General features: G+C 70.4%; 18 protein-coding genes. 6 read left to right on the top strand and 12 right to left on the bottom strand.

The window, feature by feature from the left end; all coding sequences use genetic code 11:
• Positions 1 to 29 precede the first annotated feature (29 nt).
• The 3 genes from OG841_RS29460 to OG841_RS29470 all read right to left on the bottom strand — a co-directional run bounded on the left by OG841_RS29460 (position 30) and on the right by OG841_RS29470 (position 2,737).
• Positions 30 to 830, bottom strand: coding sequence for a sugar phosphate isomerase/epimerase family protein (locus tag OG841_RS29460; protein WP_328638762.1), 801 nt, complete (start codon positions 828 to 830; stop codon positions 30 to 32).
• A 299-nt stretch (positions 831 to 1,129) separates the two neighbouring features.
• Entirely contained in the window at positions 1,130 to 2,062 is a 933-nt protein-coding gene (locus tag OG841_RS29465; protein WP_328638761.1) for a bifunctional helix-turn-helix transcriptional regulator/GNAT family N-acetyltransferase, read from the bottom strand.
• Positions 2,063 to 2,140: 78 nt separating this feature from the next.
• A complete protein-coding gene (locus tag OG841_RS29470; protein ID WP_371567163.1) occupies positions 2,141 to 2,737 on the bottom strand; it encodes a dihydrofolate reductase family protein in 597 nt (198 codons plus the stop codon).
• Positions 2,738 to 2,983: 246 nt separating this feature from the next.
• Here OG841_RS29470 and OG841_RS29475 point away from each other — a divergent pair, with 246 nt between their 5' ends.
• Positions 2,984 to 3,577 (top strand): DinB family protein, encoded by a 594-nt coding sequence (locus tag OG841_RS29475; protein WP_328638759.1) that lies wholly within the window; start codon positions 2,984 to 2,986, stop codon positions 3,575 to 3,577.
• Positions 3,578 to 3,642: 65 nt separating this feature from the next.
• Here the strand turns inward: OG841_RS29475 and OG841_RS29480 are convergent, their stop codons facing one another.
• On the bottom strand, positions 3,643 to 4,689 hold the full coding sequence (locus OG841_RS29480) for a LacI family DNA-binding transcriptional regulator (RefSeq protein WP_326668186.1): 1,047 nt from the start codon (positions 4,687 to 4,689) through the stop codon (positions 3,643 to 3,645).
• A gap of 265 nt (positions 4,690 to 4,954) precedes the next feature.
• Here OG841_RS29480 and OG841_RS29485 point away from each other — a divergent pair, with 265 nt between their 5' ends.
• From OG841_RS29485 to OG841_RS29495, 3 genes are read left to right on the top strand one after another with little or no spacing between them, the layout of a single operon-like run.
• Positions 4,955 to 6,112, top strand: a complete 1,158-nt coding sequence (locus OG841_RS29485) for a Gfo/Idh/MocA family protein (RefSeq protein ID WP_328638758.1) — start codon at positions 4,955 to 4,957, stop codon at positions 6,110 to 6,112.
• Positions 6,109 to 7,263 (top strand): dihydrodipicolinate synthase family protein, encoded by a 1,155-nt coding sequence (locus tag OG841_RS29490; RefSeq protein ID WP_328638757.1) that lies wholly within the window; start codon positions 6,109 to 6,111, stop codon positions 7,261 to 7,263. Before OG841_RS29485 ends, OG841_RS29490 begins: the two co-directional genes overlap by 4 nt.
• A complete protein-coding gene (locus OG841_RS29495) occupies positions 7,260 to 8,090 on the top strand; it encodes a sugar phosphate isomerase/epimerase family protein (protein ID WP_328638756.1) in 831 nt (276 codons plus the stop codon). The genes OG841_RS29490 and OG841_RS29495 overlap by 4 nt, the downstream gene beginning before the upstream one ends.
• A gap of 705 nt (positions 8,091 to 8,795) precedes the next feature.
• Here OG841_RS29495 and rbsD read toward each other — a convergent pair.
• The 5 genes from rbsD to OG841_RS29520 form a co-directional block, all read right to left on the bottom strand.
• On the bottom strand, positions 8,796 to 9,185 hold the full coding sequence (gene rbsD / locus OG841_RS29500; protein ID WP_328638755.1) for a D-ribose pyranase: 390 nt from the start codon (positions 9,183 to 9,185) through the stop codon (positions 8,796 to 8,798).
• Positions 9,182 to 10,084 carry a ribokinase gene (locus OG841_RS29505; protein WP_328638754.1) on the bottom strand — a complete coding sequence of 301 codons (903 nt, stop codon included), beginning with the start codon at positions 10,082 to 10,084 and terminating at the stop codon, positions 9,182 to 9,184. The genes rbsD and OG841_RS29505 overlap by 4 nt, the downstream gene beginning before the upstream one ends.
• Positions 10,085 to 10,150: 66 nt before the next feature.
• Positions 10,151 to 12,100 (bottom strand): ABC transporter permease/substrate-binding protein, encoded by a 1,950-nt coding sequence (locus OG841_RS29510; protein WP_328638753.1) that lies wholly within the window; start codon positions 12,098 to 12,100, stop codon positions 10,151 to 10,153.
• On the bottom strand, positions 12,090 to 13,610 hold the full coding sequence (locus OG841_RS29515) for a sugar ABC transporter ATP-binding protein (protein ID WP_328638752.1): 1,521 nt from the start codon (positions 13,608 to 13,610) through the stop codon (positions 12,090 to 12,092). Before OG841_RS29515 ends, OG841_RS29510 begins: the two co-directional genes overlap by 11 nt.
• A complete protein-coding gene (locus OG841_RS29520) occupies positions 13,607 to 14,647 on the bottom strand; it encodes a LacI family DNA-binding transcriptional regulator (RefSeq protein WP_328638751.1) in 1,041 nt (346 codons plus the stop codon). Before OG841_RS29520 ends, OG841_RS29515 begins: the two co-directional genes overlap by 4 nt.
• A gap of 205 nt (positions 14,648 to 14,852) precedes the next feature.
• On the opposite strand from OG841_RS29520, the gene recD2 reads away from it, so the two are divergent.
• The gene (gene recD2 / locus OG841_RS29525; protein ID WP_371567170.1) at positions 14,853 to 17,108 is read left to right on the top strand and encodes an SF1B family DNA helicase RecD2; all 2,256 of its coding nucleotides are present in this window, start codon (positions 14,853 to 14,855) and stop codon (positions 17,106 to 17,108) included.
• Positions 17,109 to 17,339: 231 nt separating this feature from the next.
• Positions 17,340 to 18,629: a citrate synthase gene (locus OG841_RS29530; protein WP_057609626.1), complete on the top strand. Its 1,290-nt coding sequence runs from the start codon at positions 17,340 to 17,342 to the stop codon at positions 18,627 to 18,629.
• Positions 18,630 to 19,241: 612 nt separating this feature from the next.
• On the opposite strand, the gene OG841_RS29535 is transcribed toward OG841_RS29530, so the two are convergent.
• From OG841_RS29535 to OG841_RS29545, 3 genes are all read right to left on the bottom strand, one after another.
• Entirely contained in the window at positions 19,242 to 21,464 is a 2,223-nt protein-coding gene (locus OG841_RS29535) for a heavy metal translocating P-type ATPase (protein ID WP_365115051.1), read from the bottom strand.
• Positions 21,465 to 21,533: 69 nt separating this feature from the next.
• On the bottom strand, positions 21,534 to 21,773 hold the full coding sequence (locus tag OG841_RS29540) for a heavy-metal-associated domain-containing protein (protein WP_328638748.1): 240 nt from the start codon (positions 21,771 to 21,773) through the stop codon (positions 21,534 to 21,536).
• A gap of 138 nt (positions 21,774 to 21,911) precedes the next feature.
• Entirely contained in the window at positions 21,912 to 22,568 is a 657-nt protein-coding gene (locus OG841_RS29545; protein WP_328638747.1) for a TetR/AcrR family transcriptional regulator, read from the bottom strand.
• Positions 22,569 to 22,653: the final 85 nt, after the last annotated feature.

Here is a 22,653-nt window from a genome sequence, read left to right on the forward strand (position 1 = left end):
CGGCCACCGAATTACCGGCTCGACGCCGCTTACGCCGAGTCGTTCAGCAGCCGCGCCAGGTGCTCGCGGCCCGCCCCCAGCAGCTCCTCCAGCGGCGCGGCCGCCTCGTACCACCGCTTCTCGTACTCCCAGCACAGCCAGCCGTCCCAGCCGTGCCGGGAGAGGACCTCCACGCACTCCGCGAGCGGCAGGACCCCGGAGCCGAGCGCGACCGGGGTGGTGTCGTCGGCCGACGCGATGTCCTTGACCTGGACGTATCCGAGGTACGGGCCGAGGGCCGCGTAGGTCTCGGAGGGCTGTTCGCCGCCGAGCCAGGTGTGCATGACGTCCCAGAGCGAGCCGACCTGACGGTGGCCGACCGGTCCGAGGACGCGGATCGCGTCGGCGCCGGTGCGGTGCGAGTCATGGGTTTCGAGGAGGATGCGTACGTCGAGGTCGCCGGCGTACTCCGCGGCCGTACCGAGCCGCCTGGCGGCCGTGGCGTCGGCCTCCTCGCGGGACTGGTCGGAGGCGGCGCCCGGGAAGACGCGTACGAAGCCGGCGCCGAGGTCGCGGGCGAGGTCCAGGAGACGGTGGATCTCCTCCACGACGGGTTCGTCGTCGCCGGGCGCCGCCACACGCGCGTACCCCGCGAGACCGAGGACCTCCACGCCTGCCGCCTTGAACTCGGCGACCGCGTCGGCCCGTTCGGCGAGCCCGATACCAGGGTGCACCGGCTCCTCCGGATGCGCGCGCAGTTCTACTCCGTGATAGCCGTGCGTGGTCGCGAGCCGCAGCACGTCGGTGAGGGGGAGGCCGGGGACACCGAGGGTGGAGAACGCCAGTTTCATGGGCCCTACTCTCACCCGGTCGAGTCGGTGAGGTCCAGTCCGGACGGGCGGCGCGGGTGCGTGGCTGACCCAATGGGCGGCTCGGCCGCCGCTCACGGGCCGCCCGGCCCCACCTCAGTCACCCGTGCCGGTCAGGTCCAGTCGCCAGTCCCGGCCGTCTGGCTGAGCCGCCTCTCGGCCGCCCCTCTCCCTCACCGGTGCCGGTCGCCTCCTGCCCGGCCGCCTGGACGTGGCCCCTCATCCTGCCCCGTACCGGTCCCCCCGGCCCGGCCGCCCGGAGGAGACCCTCGGCCGCCCCCTCACTCACCCGTGCCGGTCAGGTCCAGTCGCCAGTCCTGCCCGTTCAGGTCCTTGCCGAAGGAGCGGTGGGGTTTCTCGGCGGCGAGGACGAAGCCGTGCCGCTGGTAGACCCGGCGGGCGGCGGCCAGGACGTCGTTGGTCCACAGGACCAGGTCCCGGTAGCCGACACCGCGCGCGAAGTCGACGACGGCCGCCACCAGCCGGTCCCCGATGCCGAGTCCACGCGCGTCGGGCTCGACGAGGAGCAGCCGCAGCCGGGCCGTGGCGGGCGCCTCGTCCCGTACGCACATGACGCATCCCACCGGCCGACCGTCCAGCTCGGCGATCCACACCCGCTCCAGATGCGGATCGTGATCCTCCGCGAAGTCGGCGACGATCCTCGCGACCAGTCCCTCGTAGTCGGCGTTGAAGCCGTACTCGGCGGCGTAGAGGGCCGCGTTCCGGGCCACGATCCAGCCGAGGTCACCGGGTCGCGGCTCGCGCAGCAGGACGTCCTCGCGGCGGGGCGGGCGGCCGTCGGACAGGAGCGTACGGACGGTCCGCATCGCCTCGGAGAGCCGGGGCCGGTCGGCGGAGGGGACGGTCGCGAGGAGCGCGCCCACCGATTCGTCGGCGCGCTCGGCGAGCAGCGCGGCGGTCTCCCGGCCGCGCGCGGTGAGCGCGACCCGGCGCCGGCGCGGATCACGGGCCGAGGTCGTGCGCTCGATCAGTCCGTCCTGCTCGAACTTGTTCAGAATCCGGCTCAAGTACCCTGCGTCCAGCGAGAGTTCGGTGCGCAGATCGGCCGCGTCGGTGCGCGGCGAGTGCGCGAGCTCGTAGAGCACACGGGACTCCGTGAGGGTGTACGGGGCGTAGAGCTGGCGGCTGTAGTCGAGGGCCCCGATGACGTTGGTGTAGAAGCGGTTGAAGGCGCGGATGTCCTGAACGGTCATGATGCGGTCGACCCCCGGATGCTTGACTCAGTCAGAGATATCGATGGACTGAGCGTAGGACGTCCGCGCCTCCCGCGGCTACCCCTCGGTAGCGGGCCGGTAGACGCACACCTGGACGCCGGTCTTCCCGGTGACCGTGGACACCAGCTCGAACGGCCGCTTCCCGCCGTCCTCCGGGAAGATCGACTTGCCTCCGCCGAGCAGGACCGGCATCACGATGAGCTGGAGTTCGTCGACGAGCCCTTCGCTGATCAGCGTGCGGACGAGCGTGGGGCTGCCCATCATCGCCAGGTCACCGCCCTCGCGCTCACGCAGCGCACGGATCCGCGCGACGGCCTCGGAGCCCGGGATCCGCTCGGTGTTGTTCCAGGTCAGCTCTGAGTCGCCGAGGGTGTCCGTCACGACGTACTTCTTGAGGGAGTTCAGCCGGTCGGTGAACGGGTCCCCGGCGCGCTCCGGCCAGGCCCCCGCCATCGTCAGATACGTCCGCCGCCCGTACAGCAGCGCCTCGGCCCGCTCCATCCCCTCGGTGAACGCCGGTCCGAGCACCTCCTCGTCGAAGTACGGGTGCGACCAGCCGCCGTGCGCGAACCCGCCGTCGGTGTCCTCCTCGGGCCCGCCGGGCGCCTGCACGACGCCGTCCAGACTGATGAACTCACTGACCACGATGCGCATGGGACTCACTCCAGTTCCTGGTGGGTTACGGCATTGCAGACCGAGGTGGGGCGCGGAACTCATCGGTGCGGGGAGCGTACGGCGTCTTCGGGTTCAGCCCCACCAGAACCGTGTAGTCCGGGAACGGTGTCGGCGGACCGTCCATGAGCGGCGTCGACAGCGAACGAGGCTCTGGTGCCGCGGTGTTGAAGGGGTGCCCGCCCGATTTTCGGTGGACAAAGATCGTGCCGCCGACAGACTGATCCGATGACCGCACAAGACGCCGCCACCGACCTTCGCCTCTACCTCCAGGACGCCCGCGACTCCCTGCTGCTGAAGATCGAGGGCCTCTCCGAGTACGACGTCCGCCGCCCCCTGACCCCGACCGGCACCAACCTCCTGGGACTGGTCAAGCACCTCACCGGTGCCGAGGCGATCTACTTCGGTGAGACCTTCGGCCGGCCGCTCCCCGGGGCCCAGCCGCTGTGGATCACCGGCGCCGCCGAACCGAACGCCGACCTGTGGGCGACCCCCGAGGAGACCCGCGAGGAGATCGTCGACGGCTACCGCCGGGCCTGCGCCCACGCGGACGAGACCCTCGACACTCTCCCCCTGGACACCGTGGGCCGCGTCCCCTGGCCCCCGCACTCCGAACTCACCCTCCACCGCATCCTGATCCACATGATCGCCGAGAGTCACCGCCACGTCGGCCACGCCGACGTCGTACGCGAACTCGTCGACGGGTCGGTGGGGCAGCGGGCGGAGGGGGACAACGTGGCGCCCGGGGACGGAGATTGGTGGGAGCAGTACCGGAACCGGGTGGAGGAAGCGGCGAGGAAGGCTTCCGCGGCGGGCAACTGAACCCACCTGAGGGGCTGCGGCTGCCGCCGCGTGGGCGCGACCGGCCCCCACCCGCCCACGCCCCCTCAGCCCCGAGGCGCCCCCGACGACCCCCGCACCATCAGCTCCCCCCGAACCGTCGCGATCCCCCCGGGCGGCGGCTCCTCCCGTCCCATCGCGATCCGCCCCGCCCGGGCCCCCGCCTCCGCCAACGGCAACCGCACCGTCGTCAGGGCAGGCACCGCGTCGATGCTGAACGGCAGGTCGTCGAACCCGGCGACGGACACGTCGTCCGGAATCCGCAGCCCGGAGTCCCGCAGGGCCGCGCACGCGCCCAGCGCGACGGAGTCGTTCGCGGCCACGACAGCCGTCAACGAGGGGTCCCGCCGCAGCAGTTCCAGCGTGGCCTCGTACCCGGACCGCCGGTCGTAGCGGCCATGGACGGTCCACCGCGGGTCCTCGGTGATCCCGTGCGCCTCCAGCGCCGCCCGGTGTCCCTCCAGCCGGTGCCGGGTCGTCGTGCGCTCCTCCGGCCCCGCGATGTACCCGAGCCGCCGGTGTCCGAGCCCGATGAGGTGCTCGGTGAGTTCCTTGCCCCCGCCCCGGTTGTCGAAGGTCAGCGCGAACGCCCCGGTCTCCGGCGCCGGCGGCCGCCCGCACAGCACGATCCGCGTCCCGGCGTCAGCGAGCTTGCGCAGCTTGGCGGACATCGCGGCCTTGTGTGGCGCGTCCTCCACCGCCCCACCCGTGAGGACGACCGCCGCCGCCCGCTGCCGCTGCAGCAGGGTGAGATACGTCAGCTCCCGCTCCGGAGAGCCCCCCGTGTTGCAGACGACGCCGAGCCGCTCACCGCCCGCGCGCCCGCCCGGCCCCCCGATCTCCGACTGGATGGCACCGGCCATGATCCCGAAGAAGGGGTCCGCGATGTCGTTCACGAGGATCCCGACCAGATCCGACGTGGCGGCGGCGAGCGAGCTCGCGGGACCGTTGAGCACGTAGTCCAGCTCGTCCACGGCCCGCAGCACCCGCTCACGCGTGGTCGCGGCCACGGGGTAGTTCCCGTTCAACACGCGCGACACCGTCGCGGGGGAGACCTGGGCGCGGGCCGCCACGTCCGCCAGGGTCACCGTCATCTCGTTGTCCTCCGGTCGCGCGCCGCAGCGCATCTCAGTCGTACTCCGTCGTACACGCGGGCACCAAGGTCCCGGTTCCGGGCCGACCTTAAGGCCATGACGCCCAGCTGTTCGCCCCCTCGAACAACTCACCCGGTTCGCGGTCTTGTCCAGACCGCTGCTCAGAGGCTAGCTTCTTCCTAGATAGAAAGCGCTTGCTGTAACGCTCATCAGTGGAGCGTGCGCGGCGCGCACGACCGCGTACGACTCCTACGAAGGGAATGACGTGACACGCAAGACGGTGCGTATCGCCATGAACGGTGTGACGGGGCGCATGGGCTACCGCCAGCACCTCGTCCGCTCGATCCTCGCGATCCGCGAGCAGGGCGGTCTCGACCTGGGTGACGGCACGGTGCTGTGGCCCGAGCCGATCCTGGTGGGCCGCCGTGAGCACGCGCTCAAGGCGCTCGCCGAGCAGCACGGCCTGCGTCTGGACAACATCTCCACCGACGTGGACGCGGTCCTGGCCGACCCGACCGTCGAGATCTACTTCGACGCTCAGGTGACCTCCGCGCGCGAGGAGGCCATCAAGAAGGCGATCGCCGCCGGCAAGCACGTCTACACCGAGAAGCCCACCGCCACCGGCCTCGACGGCGCCCTGGAGCTGGCCCGTCTCGCCAACGAGAAGGGCATCAAGCACGGCGTCGTCCAGGACAAGCTCTTCCTCCCCGGCCTGCTCAAGCTGAAGCGCCTCATCGACGGCGGCTTCTTCGGCCGGATCCTCTCGATCCGCGGCGAGTTCGGCTACTGGGTCTTCGAGGGCGACTGGCAGACCGCCCAGCGCCCCTCGTGGAACTACCGGGCCGAGGACGGCGGTGGCATCGTTGTCGACATGTTCCCGCACTGGGAGTACGTGCTCCACGAGCTCTTCGGCCGGGTGAAGTCCGTCCAGGCCCTCACCGCCACCCACATCCCGCAGCGCTGGGACGAGAACGACAAGCCGTACGACGCCACCGCCGACGACGCGGCCTACGGCATCTTCGAGCTCGAGGGCGGCGCCATCGCCCAGATCAACTCCTCCTGGACCGTCCGCGTCAACCGCGACGAGCTCGTGGAGTTCCAGGTCGACGGCACCGAGGGCTCCGCCGTCGCCGGTCTGCGCAACTGCCGCGTCCAGCACCGCAGCGCCACCCCCAAGCCGGTCTGGAACCCGGACATCCCCGCCACCGAGGTCTTCCGCGACCAGTGGCAGGAGGTCCCGGACAACGCCGAGTTCGACAACGGCTTCAAGGCGCAGTGGGAGCTCTTCCTCAAGCACGTCTACGCCGACGCCCCCTACCAGTGGGACCTCCTGGCCGGCGCCCGCGGCGTCCAGCTCGCCGAACTGGGCCTGAAGTCCTCGGCCGAGGGCCGCCGTTTCGACGTACCGGAGATCTCGCTGTGACGATCCGACTCCCCGACTTCAAGGGGGGCTTCAGGGCCTACGAGCCCCGCCAGGAGCCCTTCGCCGCCACGCCCGGCACCCCCTTCACCTCCCGTACGGTCTTCTCGGCGGCGCACGTCGTCGCCGACCCGTTCGCCGACTCCACGCCGGACTCCCCGGCCGTCGTCGACTGGGACGCCACCCTCGCCTTCCGCCGCCACCTGTGGTCGCACGGGCTCGGGGTCGCCGAGGCGATGGACACCGCCCAGCGCGGGATGGGACTGGACTGGGCGGGCGCGGCCGAGCTGATCCGCCGCAGCGCCGCCGAGGCCACGTCGGTCGGCGGCCTCATCGCCTGCGGTGTCGGCACCGACCAGCTCACCGGCCCCGCGACCCTGGACGAGGTCCGGGCCGCCTACGAGGAGCAGCTCGCCCTCGTCGAGGAGTCCGGCGCGCAGGCCATCCTGATGGCCTCCCGGGCCCTCGCGGCGGCCGCCAAGGGCCCCGAGGACTACCTCGAGGTCTACGGCCACCTCCTGCGCCAGTCCGCCGAGCCGGTCGTCCTGCACTGGTTGGGCCCGATGTTCGACCCGGCCCTGGAGGGCTACTGGGGGTCGAGCGACCTGGACGCCGCGACGGACACCTTCCTCGAGGTCATCGCGGCCCACCCCGACAAGGTCGACGGCATCAAGGTCTCGCTCCTGGAGGCGCGGCGCGAGATCGACATCCGCCGCCGGCTCCCGCAGGGCGTCCGCTGCTACACGGGCGACGACTTCAACTACCCCGAGCTGATCGCGGGCGACGAGCAGGGCTTCAGCCACGCCCTGCTGGGCATCTTCGACCCGCTGGGCCCGCTGGCGGCCGAGGCGGTCCGCGTCCTGGACACCGGTGACGCCAAGGGTTTCCGCGAACTCCTCGACCCCACCGTCGAGTTGTCCCGCCATCTCTTCCAGGCACCCACCCGCTTCTACAAGACGGGCGTGGTCTTCCTGGCCTGGCTGGCCGGCCACCAGTCGCACTTCACGATGGTCGGCGGCCTCCAGTCGGCCCGCTCCCTCCCGCACTTCGCGCGCGCCTACGAACTCGCCGACGGCCTGGGCCTGTTCCCGGACCCGAAGCTGGCGGAGGAGCGGATGAAGAACCTGCTGTCCCTGTACGGGGTGACCCAGTGACCGACCTGTCCCGCTTCTCCATCAACCAGATGACGGTCAAGCAGCTGTCACTGCCGGAACTGGTCGAAGCCTGCGGCCGGTTGGGCGTCGTCAACGTCGGTCTGTGGCGCGAGCCCGTCCAGACGTACGGCCTGGAGGCGACGGCCAAGCTGATCCGCGACGCGGGTCTGACCGTCACCACGCTGTGCCGGGGCGGCTTCTTCACGGCGATCGACCCGGACGAGCGGGCCGTGGCGCTGGACGACAACCGGCGCGCGGTCGACGAGGCGGCGACGCTGGGCACCGACACCCTGGTGCTGGTCTCCGGCGGTCTCCCGGCCGGCTCCAAGGACCTGCACGGCGCCCGCGAACGCATCGCGGACGCCCTGTCCGTCCTGGGACCGTACGCCGAGGAGCACGGGGTGAAGCTGGCCATCGAGCCGCTGCACCCCATGTACGCCTCGGACCGCTGTGTGGTCTCGACGCTCACCCAGGCCCTCGACCTGGCGGAGCGCTTCCCCGCCCAGCAGGTCGGCGTCACGGTGGACACGTACCACATCTGGTGGGACGACAACGCGCCCGCGCAGATCGCCCGCGCGGGCGCCGCCGGCCGTATCCACACCTTCCAGCTCGCGGACTGGACGACCCCGCTGCCGGAGGGAGTGCTGAACGGTCGCGGACAGATCGGCGACGGCGCGATCGACATGCGGGAGTGGCAGCGGTACGTCGAGGCGGCCGGCTACACGGGCGCGATCGAGGTCGAACTGTTCAACGACGCGCTGTGGGCCCGGGACGGCCGTGAGGTGCTCGCCGAGACCGCCGAACGGTTCGTGGCGAACACCCTGTGAAGCGGGGGCCGGAGGGGAACCTCGGGAGTTCCCCTCCGGCCCCGTCCGGAGCCCCTGCGGATTCCGGAAAACCGTCGTGAACGCGCGGTCGAAGCGCCGTGCCGCCAGGTCCGCGCGCTGGATCGACAGTGGACGGTGGCACCTTCCAGGCCGTCGATCCAGGGATTCCACTCGGCCATTAGCACCCAGTCCGCGAGGTCGTCCGACACCGGATCGCCGCCTCCCCAACGCCCCGCCTCCGCCTCCCTGACCGCGCACCACACGGCCTTCCCGACGGGGTCGGAAAAAAATCCGGAGAGTCGTACAACCCTCTCCTGACCTCGCGGGTCGTACGTGGCATCAGGACTCTTGGAGGGGGATCTGGGGGGATCGCGGGGGTTCTGATGGGGAGGGAAACCCGAGGGGGCCCGGTCATCGACCGGGCCCCCTCGAAATGCGCGGGTGGGTGTCGGTGCCCGCCCCTACCGTTCCCCCATGACTCCTGAGCACGGCCTGCCCGGGCTGTCTCGCCGACCAGGGCTACCGGGTCCGCGACGAGGAAGCCTTCGTCGCCTTCGTCGATTCCCGTCCGATGAACGCCCCCGCACCCGACCACGCGCGCGTGGACCGCGCCCTGGGCAACGCCCACACCACCCGCACGGCGCCCGGTCGAGACCGTACGGGAGCCGATCCGGCTGGAGCTGTGCGCCGCCCTGGTACTGGACGTCAGAAGAACACCCCGCACCTGAGGAGCACGTTCGCGTACGGCCGGGCCTCACCCGTGCGCACGACCAGCCGCGCGCCCGCCGACAGCTCCTTGAGCTTCTCGTGGGTGACCAGGTGCAGTTCGGGGAGCCGGCTGTCCAGCAGTTCCGCGGCCGCGGGATTGGCGCCCCGCACCTCCTCCGCCGCCGTCCCCCCTTCCACGACCAGCTCGGCGAGCAGCCCGTCGAGGACCTCCGCGAAGGACGGCACCCCGGCCCTGAAGGCCAGGTCGACCACGCGCGGCCCGTCGGGGATCGGCATCCCGGCGTCGCACACCAGCACCCCGTCCCCGTGCCCCAGCTCGGCGAGCGCGCCGGAGAGATGACGGTTCAGTATTCCGGCCTTCTTCATACGGCGTCGACCTCCTTCGCCGTGGGGAAGGAGTCCTGCGCACCCTGCCGGGTCACCGCGACCGCCCCGACCCGGGACGCGTACGCGGCCGCCTCCGCCAGTGCCGAACCGGCCCCGAGCCGGAACGCCAGTGCCGCCGTGAAGGCGTCCCCCGCACCCGTCGTGTCCACGGCGTCCACCTTCACCGACGCCACCCGGGTCACGCCCGCCGAGGAGGCCACCAGCGACCCCTGCGCGCCCAGCGTCACCACCACCGACCGCGGCCCCTTCGCGAGCAGCAGCCGCGCCCAGTCCTCCGGCGCGTCACTCACACACGCGTCCCCGAGGATCACCTTCGCCTCGTGCTCGTTGACGATCAGCGGATCGCAGGCCGCGAGGACCTCGGTCGGCAGCGGCCGCGGCGGCGACGGGTTCAGCACGAACCGGCTGCCCGGCGCCAGATTCCGCACGACCTCCACGACCGTCTCCAGCGGGATCTCCAGCTGGGTCGACACCACCCGCGAGGCGTGGAAGAGGCTGACCGCGCTCCGTACGTCCCCCGGTGTGAGGCGTCCGTTGGCACCCGGCGACACCACGATGCTGTTGTCCCCCGACGGGTCCACGGTGATCAGCGCGACCCCCGTCGGCGCCCCGCCCACCAGCACACCCACCGTGTCGACCCCGGCCGCCCGCTGCGAGTCCAGCAGCAGCCGCCCGTGACCGTCGTCGCCGACGCGGGCCAGCAACGCCGTACGCGCGCCCAACCGGGCAGCCGCGACCGCCTGGTTGGCGCCCTTGCCCCCCGGATGCACGGCCAGGTCGGAGCCGAGCACCGTCTCGCCGGCCGCCGGCCGCCGCTCCACGCCGATCACCAGGTCGGCGTTGGCCGACCCCACGACCAGAAGGTCGTAGTCGTCCATGAATGACTCCCCTAGTCAGTGACGCGGGGCGGGCAGTCGAAGCGCCCGCCCGCCCGTGCGCCGTCGTCAGCCCGTGAAACCGGCCACGTTCTCCTTCGTGACCACCTTCACCGGCACCTTGATCGTCTCCTCGACCTTCTTGCCCTCGAGAGCCTTGAGCGCGTTGTCCACCGCGATCTTGCCCAGCTGGGAAGGCTGTTGTGCCACGGACGCGTACAGCGTGCCGTCCTTCACCGCGTTCAGGCCGTCCGGCGTGCCGTCGAAGCCGACCACCGAGACCGACGTGCCGGCCTTGGAGCCCAGTGCCTTGATCGCGCCGAGCGCCATCTCGTCGTTGGCGGCGATGACACCCTGGACGTCCGGGTGGGCCTGGAGCAGGTTCGACATCACGTCGAGCCCCTTGGTGCGGTCGAAGTCGGCGGGCTGCTGCGCGACGACCCGGATGCCCGGGTACGCCTTGAGACCCTGGGCGAAACCCTCCGCGCGCTCACGGGCGGCCGACGTGCCCGCCTGGCCCTGCAGGATCACGATCTTGCCCTGGCCGCCGAGCTTCTCGCCGATGGACTTGGCCGCGAGCTCTCCGCCGGCGACGTTGTCGGAGGCGACCAGCGCGTCCACGGAGGCCTTGTTGACGCCCCGGTCCACCGCGATGACGGGGATCTTCGCCTTGTCGGCGGCCTTCACCGAGTTGCTCGCCGCGTCCGAGTCCACCGGGTTGACGATGATCGCGCCGAGGTTCGAACTGGTGAAGTTCTGGAGCTGGTTGGCCTGCTGGGAGGCGTCGTTCTGGGCGTCCGTGACGGTCAGGTCCACGCCCAGCTTCTTCGCCTCGGCCTGGGCGCCCGACCGGATCTGCACGAAGAAGGGGTTGTTGAGGGTCGACAGCGACAGACCCACCTTCGGGTTCGCCGTCGAGGACGAGCCGTTGTGCAGGAAGGAGGTCGCGCCGACGATCGCCACGGTGACCACGGCCGCGAGTCCGTACGTCACCGCCTGGCGCCCCTTGCCGCCCTGCGAGGCACCGGCCACCGGGGTCGCCCCGGCCTTGCGGCGCAGGGTGTCGAGCAGCACGGCCAGCGCGATGACGACACCGATGACGACCTGCTGCCAGAACGCGGACACGTTCAGCAGGTTGAGGCCGTTGCGCAGCACCGCCAGGATCAGCGCGCCGATCAGCGTCCCGGACGCCTTGCCGGTGCCACCGGCCAGCGAGGCACCGCCGATGACGACCGCGGCGATCGCGTCCAGCTCGTAGCCGTCGGCGGCCTGCGGCTGCGCGGAGGACAGCCGGGCGGCGAGCACGACACCCGCGACGGCGGCGAACACACCGGACAGCGCGTAGATGGCGAGCTTCTGCTTCTTCACCCGGAGGCCGGAGAGACGGGCCGCCTCCTCGTTGCCGCCGATCGCGTACATCGAGCGGCCGATGTACGTCCGTCCGAGCACGAAGGCCGCGAGGAGCCCCATGACGACCATGACGAGCACGGGCACCGGCAGCCAGCCGCCCAGCGTGTCACCGAGGTGCGAGACCGAGTCGGGGAACGCGATCGGGGAGCCCTCGGAGATCACCAGCGACAGACCGCGGGCCACCGAGAGCATCGCCAGGGTCGCGATGAACGGGGGGAGTTTGCCGTACGCGATCAGGAAGCCGTTGACGAGACCGGCGGCGATGCCGGTCACGACGGCCAGCAGGACCGCTATGAGGACCGGCACCCCGTGTGACGACGCGCTCCACGCCAGGACGGTGGCCGACAGGGCCGCCACCGAGCCCACCGACAGGTCGATGCCCGCCGAGACGATCACGAAGGTCACACCGAAGGCGAGGATGGCGGTCACGGCCGCCTGGACACCGACGTTGAGCAGGTTGTCGGTGGTCAGGAAGTCGCCCGACAGCGCCGACATGGCGATGACGAGGACGATCAGCGCGGTCAGCGCGCCGTTGTCGAGGAGCAGCCGGCGCAGGCCGCCGGTGGCGCTATCAGCGCTCGATGTGCTCTTGAGCGTGTCAGTGGCCACGAGCGGCCTCCTTGTCGGTCGTGGGGTTGCTGACGGCGAGTGCCATCACGGAGTCCTGCGTGGCCTCGTCGGCGGCGAGTTCGCCGGCGATCCGGCCCTGGGCCATCACCAGCACCCGGTCGCTCATGCCGAGCACCTCGGGCAGATCGCTGGAGATCATGAGGACGGCGGCACCGGCCGCGGTGAGTTCGTTGATGAGCTGGTAGATCTCGACCTTGGCGCCGACGTCGATCCCGCGCGTGGGCTCGTCGAGGATCAGCACCTTGGTGTCGGCGAGCAGCCACTTGCCGATGACGACCTTCTGCTGGTTGCCGCCGGAGAGCGTTCGGACGTGCTGGTGCAGGCCCGCCATCCGCACCCCGAGCTGCTCGGCGATCCGCGCGGCGGCCTCCCGCTGCCCCTTGAGGTCGACGAGCCCCGCGCGCGTGGCGGCCCGCATGGTCACCAGGCCCAGGTTCTCCTCGACCGACTGGTCGAGCACCAGACCCTGGCCCTTGCGGTCCTCGGGGATCAGACCGATCCCGGCCGCCATGGCGGCGCCCACGTCATGTCCCTTGAGGGGAGCTCCGGAGACCTTCACGGCCCCCTTGTCGTACGGGTCCGCGCCGAAAACGGCCCGCACCACCTCGGTACGGCCCGCTCCGACCAGCCCGGCGATGCCGACGACCTCTCCGGCGTGCACCTCGAAGCCGATGTCGTGGAAGACGCCGTCGCGGGTGAGCCCCTCGACCTTCAGAAGCGCCGCTCCGGTGTCGCCGCGCTCGCGCGGGTACTGCTGCTCGATCGACCGCCCCACCATCAGGCGTACGAGCTCGTCCTCGGGCGTGGAGGCAGGCACCTGCCCGACCGACGTCCCGTCCCGGATGACCGTGACCCGGTCGCCCAGGGCGGCGATCTCCTCGAGGTGATGGGTGATGAAGACGATCCCGACCCCGTCCTCGCGCAGCGTGCGCACGATCGCGAAGAGCTTGTCGACCTCCTCGGAGGTGAGCACGGCCGTCGGCTCGTCCATGATCAGCACGCGCGCTTTCAAGCTCAGCGCCTTGGCGATCTCGACCATCTGGAGCCGGGCGATGCCGAGTTCCCGCACACGCGCGCGGGGCGACACGTTGACTCCGACGCGCTTCAGCAGCACCTCGGCGTCGGCCTCCATCGTCTTCCGGTCGATCATCCCGAGGCGGCGCGGCTGCCGGCCCAGGAAGATGTTCTCGGCGACGGTCAGATCGGGGACGAGGTTGAACTCCTGGTAGATGGTGGCGATCCCCAGCCGCTCGGCGTCCTGCGCCCCGCGGATGTGCACCTCCCGGCCGTCCACCAGCACGCGGCCCTCGTCGGGGTGGTAGGCGCCCGACAGCATCTTGATCAGCGTGCTCTTGCCGGCGCCGTTCTCGCCGAGCAGTACGTGCACCTCGCCCCGGCGCAGGTCGAAGTCGACGCCGTCGAGCGCGACCACGCCGGGGAAGGACTTCCGTATGCCCTCGATGCGCAGCAACTCGTCCTCGTTGCTCACGACTCGCTCCTGTTCGTTACGGGGTTCACTGCGACGTTCCTGGGGGAGGGCTCGCCGCAGGAGCGGCGAACGACGAGACGGGCGGGGAGGGTGACCGACTCGGGGGGCCGGCCCTCGATGCGGTCGACGAGCGCGCGCACCGCGGCCCGCCCCAGCTCGCCCGTGGGCTGGGCGATCGCGGTGATCGGCGGATCGGTGTGCACGAACCACGGGATGTCGTCGAACGCGGCCAGGGCGATGTCCTGCGGTACGCGCATCCCACGCGCGCGTACGGCGTCCAGCGCGCCGAGCGCCATCAGGTTGTCGGCCGCGAAGACGACCTCGGGCGGCTCGGGCAGGTCGAGGAAGCCCTCGGTGACCCGCCGCCCGCTCTCGGCCTGGAAGTCGCCCTGCCCTATGTAGGCGTCGGGCAGATCGAGGCCGTACGCCTGGAGGGCCTCCCGGAAGGCCGCGACACGCTCCTGGCCGGTGGTGGTCGCCGCCGGGCCCGCGATGATGGCGAGCCTGCGGTGCCCCAGCCCGTGCAGATGGGCGACGAGATCGCGTATGGCGGCCCGACCGTCGGACCTGACGACCGGTACGGCCACGCCCGGCATCCACCGGTCCACGAAGACCATCGGCGTCCCCGCGCGCACGGCGTCCAGCATCAGCGGGGAGCCGCCGTCGGTGGGGGAGACCAGGAGTCCGTCGATCCGCCGGTCGAGCAGGTTGCGTACGTGATGATCCTGGAGCTCTGGCCGCTCGTCGGCGTTGCCGATGATCACGCTGTACCCCAGCGCGCGGGCCTCCTCCTCGACGGAGCGGGCCAGCTCGGTGAAGTAGGGGTTCATGACGTCGCTGATGACCAGGCCGAGGGTGTGGGTCTGGTCGGTGCGCAGGGAGCGGGCGACGGCGTTCGGGCGGTAGCCCAGCGTCTCCACGGCGGCCAGCACGCGCGTGCGTGCGTCCGCGCTGACCGACGGATGGTCGTTCAGGACCCGCGACACCGTGGCGACGGAGACCCCCGCCTCGGCAGCGACATCCTTGATGCTCGCCATCGCCGCTCCACCTCCTCGTGGAACTCGTGGAATCGATTACACGACTCCGTACAGGGAGGATTGGAATCGATTTCACGACGGTTTGGCAAGACCCTGAGACAGGATCGTGATGTCGAGGGGCGGGCGGAGCGGAGGGCGTGGCGACGCCGCCCGCCCGATCCGGGGTGACCGGGGCGCTGTCGGTGTCGGGCGGTACCGTCGGATCATGTCCAATCAGGCGGGGGCCTCCACGGGTGAACGACGACTGGCCGTACTCGAAGGCGTGCTGGAGCGGATCACGTACGCCAACGAGGACAACGGCTATACGGTCGCCCGCGTCGACACCGGAAAGGGCGGCGGCGACCTCCTCACCGTCGTCGGCGCGCTGCTCGGCGCCCAGGCGGGGGAGTCCCTCCGGATGGAGGGGCGTTGGGGCTCCCATCCGCAGTACGGCAAGCAGTTCACCGTCGAGAACTACACGACCGTCCTGCCGGCCACCGTCCAGGGCATCCGCCGCTATCTGGGCTCCGGGCTCGTCAAGGGCATCGGCCCCGTCTTCGCCGACCGCATCACCCAGCACTTCGGCATGGACACCCTGAAGATCATCGAGGAGGAGCCGAAGCGGCTCATCGAGGTTCCGGGGCTCGGCCCCAAGCGCACCAAGAAGATCGCCGACGCCTGGGAGGAGCAGAAGGCGATCAAGGAGGTCATGCTCTTCCTCCAGAGCGTCGAGGTGTCCACCTCCGTCGCCGTGCGCATCTACAAGAAGTACGGCGACGCCTCGATCTCGGTCGTGAAGAACCAGCCCTACCGGCTCGCCGCCGACGTCTGGGGCATCGGCTTCCTCACCGCCGACAAGATCGCCCAGTCCGTCGGCATCCCCCACGACAGCCCGGAGCGCGTCAAGGCGGGCCTGCAGTACGCCCTTTCGCAGTCCGCCGACCAGGGGCACTGCTACCTCCCCGAGGAACAGCTGATCTCCGACGCGGTGAAACTCCTCCAGGTCGACACCGGCCTGGTCATCGAGTGCCTCGCCGAACTCGCCCTGCCCGACGAGGACTCCGGCGAGCCGGGTGTCGTACGGGAGAAGGTGCCCGGGTCGGAGCCCGGATCGCCGCCCGTCACCGCCATCTACCTCGTCCCCTTCCACCGCGCCGAACTCTCGCTCTCCGCCCAGCTGCTGCGGCTCCTGCGCACCGACCAGGACCGCATGCCGGCCTTCCACGACGTGGCCTGGGACAAGGCACTGGGCTGGCTGAAGTCCCGTACCGGAGTGGAGCTCGCGCCCGAGCAGGAGGCCGCCGTCCGGCTCGCGCTGACCAAGAAGGTCGCCGTCCTCACCGGCGGCCCGGGCTGTGGCAAGTCCTTCACCGTCCGCTCGATCGTGGAGCTGGCCCGCGCCAAGAAGGCCAAGGTCGTCCTCGCGGCCCCGACCGGCCGCGCCGCCAAGCGCCTCGCCGAACTCACCGGCGCCGACGCCTCCACCGTCCACCGCCTGCTGGAGCTGAAGCCCGGCGGCGACGCGGCCTACGACAAGGACCGCCCGCTCGACGCCGACCTGGTGGTGGTCGACGAGGCCTCCATGCTGGACCTGCTGCTCGCCAACAAGCTGGTGAAGGCCGTGCCTCCGGGCGCGCACCTGCTGTTCGTCGGGGACGTCGACCAACTGCCCAGCGTCGGCGCGGGGGAGGTCCTGCGGGATCTGCTCGCCGACGGCGGCCCGATCCCCGCGGTGCGCCTCACGCGCGTGTTCCGGCAGGCTCAGCAGTCCGGTGTGGTGACCAACGCCCACCGGATCAACGCCGGGCAGCACCCCGTCACCGACGGCATGAAGGACTTCTTCCTCTTCGTCGAGGACGACACGGAGGAGGTCGGCCGGCTCACGGTGGATGTGGCGGCCCGTCGGATTCCGGCCAAATTCGGCCTCGATCCGCGCCGGGACGTTCAGGTGCTCGCCCCCATGCACCGAGGCCCCGCGGGCGCCGGCACGCTCAACGGTCTGCTGCAGCAGGCCATCACCCCGGCCCGTCCCGACCTCGAGGAGAAGCGGTTCGGCGGCCGGGTCTTCCGGGTCGGCGACAAGGTCACCCAGATTCGCAACAATTACGAGAAGGGCACCAACGGTGTCTTCAACGGCACCGTGGGCGTGGTCACCTCGCTCGATCCGGTCGAGCAGCGCCTCACCGTGCTGACGGACGAGGACGAGGAGGTGCTCTACGAGTTCGACGAACTCGACGAACTGGCCCATGCGTACGCGGTGACCATCCACCGTTCACAGGGCAGTGAGTATCCCGCCGTGGTGATCCCGGTCACCACCAGCGCCTGGATGATGCTGCAGCGGAACCTGCTGTACACGGCGGTCACGCGGGCGAAGAGCCTGGTCGTCCTCGTCGGTTCGCGCAAGGCGATCGGTCAGGCGGTGCGCACGGTCTCGGCGGGGCGGCGCTGCACGGCGCTCGACTTCCGGCTCGCGGGCCTGTGACGAGCGTCAATGGTGAGGCAACACAAAAAATGATCGATCAAATGAGTCACGTGGGTCACAGAGGCCTTCCGGAAGCGGTTGCGGACGGGCAGGATGAGCAAGTTGGCGGCACTCAGTGCCGCCGATACGCCCAACGGCCGACCCCGAGTGCACTCTCCTGCGCCAAATGGGGGATGGTAGAGACAGTCAGGGCAACCTCGAAGAAGAGGCACAACGTCGGTGAGGGATGACGTGAGCGACAACTCTGTAGTAGTGCGGTACGGCGATGGCGAGTACACCTACCCGGTGATCGACAGCACCGTCGGCGACAAGGGCTTCGACATCGGAAAGCTCCGCGCCCAGACCGGTCTGGTCACCCTGGACAGCGGCTACGGCAACACCGCCGCCTATAAATCCGCCATCACCTACCTCGACGGCGAGGCCGGCATCCTCCGGTACCGCGGCTATCCGATCGAGCAGCTGGCCGAGCGCTCCACGTTCCTGGAGGTCGCCTACCTCCTGATCAACGGTGAGCTTCCGTCCGTCGACGAGCTCTCGGTGTTCAAGAACGACATCACGCAGCACACCCTGCTGCACGAGGATGTCAAGAACTTCTACCGTGGCTTCCCGCGCGACGCCCACCCGATGGCCATGCTGTCGTCGGTCGTCTCCGCGCTGTCCACGTTCTACCAGGACAGCCACAACCCCTTCGACGAGAAGCAGCGCAACCTCTCGACGATCCGCCTGCTCGCCAAGCTTCCGACGATCGCTGCGTACGCGTACAAGAAGTCGATCGGTCACCCGTTCGTCTACCCGCGCAACGACCTCGGTTACGTCGAGAACTTCCTGCGCATGACCTTCTCGGTCCCGGCGCAGGAGTACGAGCCCGACCCGGTCGTGGTCTCCGCCCTCGACAAGCTGCTCATCCTGCACGCCGATCACGAGCAGAACTGTTCGACCTCCACGGTCCGCCTCGTCGGCTCGTCCCAGGCGAACATGTTCGCGTCGATCTCCGCCGGCATCAACGCCCTGTGGGGCCCGCTGCACGGCGGTGCCAACCAGTCCGTCCTGGAGATGCTCGAGGGCATCCAGGCCAGCGGCGGCGATGTCGACTCCTTCATCCGCAAGGTGAAGAACAAGGAGGACGGCGTCCGCCTGATGGGCTTCGGCCACCGGGTCTACAAGAACTTCGACCCGCGCGCGAAGATCATCAAGGCGGCCGCGCACGACGTCCTGTCGGCCCTCGGCAAGTCCGACGAGCTGCTGGACATCGCGCTCAAGCTGGAGGAGCACGCGCTCTCCGACGACTACTTCGTCTCGCGCAGCCTCTACCCGAACGTCGACTTCTACACCGGCCTGATCTACCGCGCCATGGGCTTCCCGACCGAGATGTTCACGGTCCTGTTCGCCCTCGGCCGCCTTCCGGGCTGGATCGCCCAGTGGCACGAGATGATCAAGGAGCCCGGCTCCCGCATCGGCCGCCCGCGCCAGATCTACACGGGCGTGGTCGAGCGCGACTTCGTCCCGGTGGAAGAGCGCTGACACCTGCTGGTGAGGTCGTCGAGGGGCGTCGCTTCGGCGGCGCCCCTTCGCCGTCCGCGGCGCCCAGGCCGTCGTAGCCGATGAAATGCGGAAGGCGCCCTGGCGCCGGTCCCCCCACGGGCCGGCGTCCAGGGCGCCTTCCCATGTCCCGGTGCGGATTCCCCCCACGGGATCCGGCCGGGCGTCTGAGAGACCAGCGCCTGAATCGCTGTCTTTCCGGTACTGCTGGTACTGCTGTTGAGCAGAACGAGCAAAACTCCTCGTACTACTCCTGTGTGCGGTCTGCCGGGACAACGCACGGTCGGGAGGGCCGCTCAAAGCTTCCCTAAGTGCGTGCCCCGGCAACGCAGCTCCGAGGAAGTCCCCCAAGACATCCTCAGATGCCAGTCAACGCCCCCCAAGACGCTGCCTGACATCGCCAACTTAGACCTTTGAACCCCTTCGATGGTTACGTTCACATCACTGTGATCTGCGTCTCTTGCAAATGTCCGTTAGATGCGCAAGAGCCCGGATACGGCGAACGAGACCCAAGCGTAAGGACGATGCGCGAGTCTTGTGAAGAGCTTATGTGAGCCTGGCCCCGGACTCCAGAGGCGTCGGTCAAAGGAATCCTCAACGAAAGGCACGCAGCCGCAGGCTGTTGGTCACCACGAACACCGAGGAGAACGCCATCGCCGCCCCGGCGATCATCGGGTTCAGCAACCCGGCGGCGGCCAGCGGCAGCGCCGCCACGTTGTACCCGAAGGCCCACACCAGATTGCCCTTGATGATGGAGAGCGTGCGCCGCGAGAGCCGGATCGCGTCCGCGGCCACCCGCAGATCTCCGCGGACCAGCGTCAGATCCCCCGCCTCGATCGCCGCGTCGGTCCCGGTCCCCATGGCGAGCCCCAGGTCGGCGGCGGCGAGCGCGGCCGCGTCGTTGACCCCGTCACCGACCATCGCGACGACACGTCCCTCGCCCTGAAGCCGCCGTACGGCATCGACCTTGTCCTCGGGCAGCACCTCGGCGATCACCTCGTCGATTCCGACCGCCCGGGCCACCGCCTCGGCCACCACCCGGTTGTCCCCGGTCAGCAGCACCGGCGTGAGCCCCAGCGCCCGCAGTGACCGCACCGCCTGCGCACTGGTCTCCTTGACCGCGTCCGCGACGGCCAGGACGCCGTGCGCCACGCCGTCCCACCCGACGACGACGGCCGTACGACCGTCCCGTTCGGCCTCTTCCTTTGCATGGGTCAGTTCGGCGGGCAGGACGTCGATCAGCCGCCCCACGGCCACCTCGTGGCCCTCCACGTGCCCGCGTACGCCCTTCCCGGGGACGTTCTCGAACCCTTCGGCCTCGGGCAGCGGTCCGACCCGCGCCTCGGCGCCCACGGCGATCGCCCGGGCGACCGGGTGCTCGGAGGCGTGCTCCAGGGCGCCCGCGAGCCGCAGCACCTGCTTCTCGTCGGCGTCCTGGACGACGTGGACCTCCTGGAGGGTCATCCGGCCGGTGGTCACCGTGCCGGTCTTGTCCAGGACGACGGTGTCCACGCGCCGCGTGGACTCCAGGACCTCGGGCCCCTTGATGAGGATGCCGAGCTGGGCGCCGCGTCCGGTGCCGACCATGAGCGCGGTCGGTGTGGCCAGGCCCAGCGCGCACGGGCAGGCGATGATCAGCACGGCGACGGCCGCCGTGAACGCGGCGACGGTGTCCCCGGTGACGCCGAGCCACCCACCGAAGGTGCCCACCGCGATGAGGATGACGGCCGGTACGAAGACCGCGGAGACCCGGTCGGCCAGCCGCTGCACCTCCGCCTTGCCGTTCTGCGCGTCCTCCACCAGCTTCGCCATCCGCGCGAGCCGCGTGTCGGCCCCGACCCGCGTGGCCGCCACGACGATCCGCCCACCGGCGTTGACGGTCGCGCCGGTGACGATGTCCCCGACGCCGACGTCCACCGGTACCGACTCACCGGTCAGCATGGAGGCGTCCACGGCGGAGGCACCTTCGACAACGGTGCCGTCGGTCGCGATCTTCTCGCCGGGCCGTACGACGAACCGGTCCCCGACACGCAGCCGCTCCGCCGGAATCCGCACCTCGCGCCCGTCCCGCAGCACGGAGACGTCCTTGGCCCCGAGTTCCATCAGGGCCCTGAGAGCCGCCCCCGCGCGGCGCTTGGCACGAGCCTCCAGATACCGGCCGAGCAGGATGAAGACGGTGACTCCGGCGGCCACCTCGAGATAGATCGTCGAGGCGCCGTCCATGCCGCCGGCGGTGAGCTCGAACCGCTCCCGCATGCCCGGCATGCCGGCGTCACCGAAGAACAGGGCCCACAACGACCAGCCGAACGCGGCGAGGGTCCCGACCGAGACGAGGGTGTCCATGGTGGCCGCGGCGTGCCTGATGTTCGTCCAGGCGGCCCGGTGGAAGGGCCACGCACCCCAGACGACGACGGGCGAGGCGAGGGTCAGCGCGAGCCACTGCCAGTTGTCGAACTGGAGGGCGGGGATCATGGAGAGCGCGACGACAGGGACGGCGAGCGCGACGGAGACGAGGAGCCGCTGCCGGAGGGCGGTGAGCTCGGGGTCGTCTCGAGATGGCTCGTGCGCGGGTGGCGCGGGCTCCTCGGCCGTGTACCCGGTCTTCACCACGGTCGCGATGAGGTCGGCGACGTCAACCCCCGCGGGGTAGCTGACCCGGGCCTTCTCGGTCGCGTAGTTGACCGTGGCGGTGACGCCGTCCATCCGGTTGAGCTTCTTCTCGACCCGGGCCGCGCACGAGGCACAGGTCATCCCGCCGATGAGCAGCTCGACTTCGGAGGTCGTCCCTATGGGTGCGGGTTGGGTGACGCTGGTCATGTACGGCAACTCCCTCAGGGGCGCGGGGCCGCAGCGGGGTGCGGCCCCGTACCCCCTGATACGACGTTCTCAGGCCCGTCCGACCAGCTCGAACCCGGCCTCGTCCACAGCGGCGCGTACCGCCTCCTCGTCCAGCGGCGCGGAGGAGACGACCGTCACCTCCCCGCTGGAGGCGACCGCCTTCACCGAGCTGACCCCGTCGATCTCGGAGACCTCCCCGGAGACGGCGCCCTCGCAGTGCCCGCAGCTCATCCCGCTCACCTTGTAGACGGCGGTGACGGAGCCGGCGGTGTCGGTCTGAGTGGTCATGTCGTTCTCCTGATGGCTCATGAGAGGTGTGCACGGTCTATGATGCCCACCCTATACCCCTAGGGGGTATTTCTCCAAGAGAGGTCTCGAAGGGAGCGAGTACCCCGCGCGGGCGTGCTGGTGCCGGTGCCGGGCCTGCTACGGCGTCGTCGCGGGACCGGGTCTGCCGAGCCGGTCGCCGACCAGCGGGTCGAGATAGCGGGTCAGCGCGGCCTTCACTTCCCGGATGTACGCATCGCGCTCGGCGCCCTCGTGGGCGAGGACCAGTTCCAGGCCCGCCATGTAGATGCCCAGCACCATCTGCGCGGTGCGCTTGATGTCGGCGACGGGCGCTTCGGGGATGATCGCCGAGAGCAGCCCTTCGACCCGGCCCACGAGGGCCACGTGCAGCGCGTCGTGCTCCTCGGTGAGCCGGCCGGGGATGTCGGGCCCGTGCATCAGCGCGAAGAACACCGGGTGCCGACAGTTGAAGGCGATGAACCGGTCCACGGCGGCGCCGACCGCCTCCTCCAGCGGGGTCGCCGGGTCGACCGGGGCGAGCGCCTCGCCGTACGCCGTCTGCATCTCGTGCACGAGCCGACCGCCCAGCTCGATCGCGATCGCTTCCTTGTTCGGGAAGAACTGGTAGAGCGTGCCGGGCGAGACGCCGGCCTCGCGGGCGATGGCGTTGGTGCTGGCCGCGGTGTAGCCCGTGGTCGTGAAGACGGTGGCCGCCGCATCCAGGAGCTGGGCGATCCGGCGTTCGCCGCGCGCCTGACGGCGGCGCGGCTGTTCCTTCTCCTCGTTGTCGGGCACGCGCTATCCCCAGTTCTCCGTACATGGTTGACAAACACGAGCGGGCGCTCGCATTCTGGAAATGCGAGCGATCTCTCGTGTTTTG

The organism is Streptomyces canus, assembly GCF_041435015.1.
Classification (GTDB): domain Bacteria; phylum Actinomycetota; class Actinomycetes; order Streptomycetales; family Streptomycetaceae; genus Streptomyces; species Streptomyces canus_G.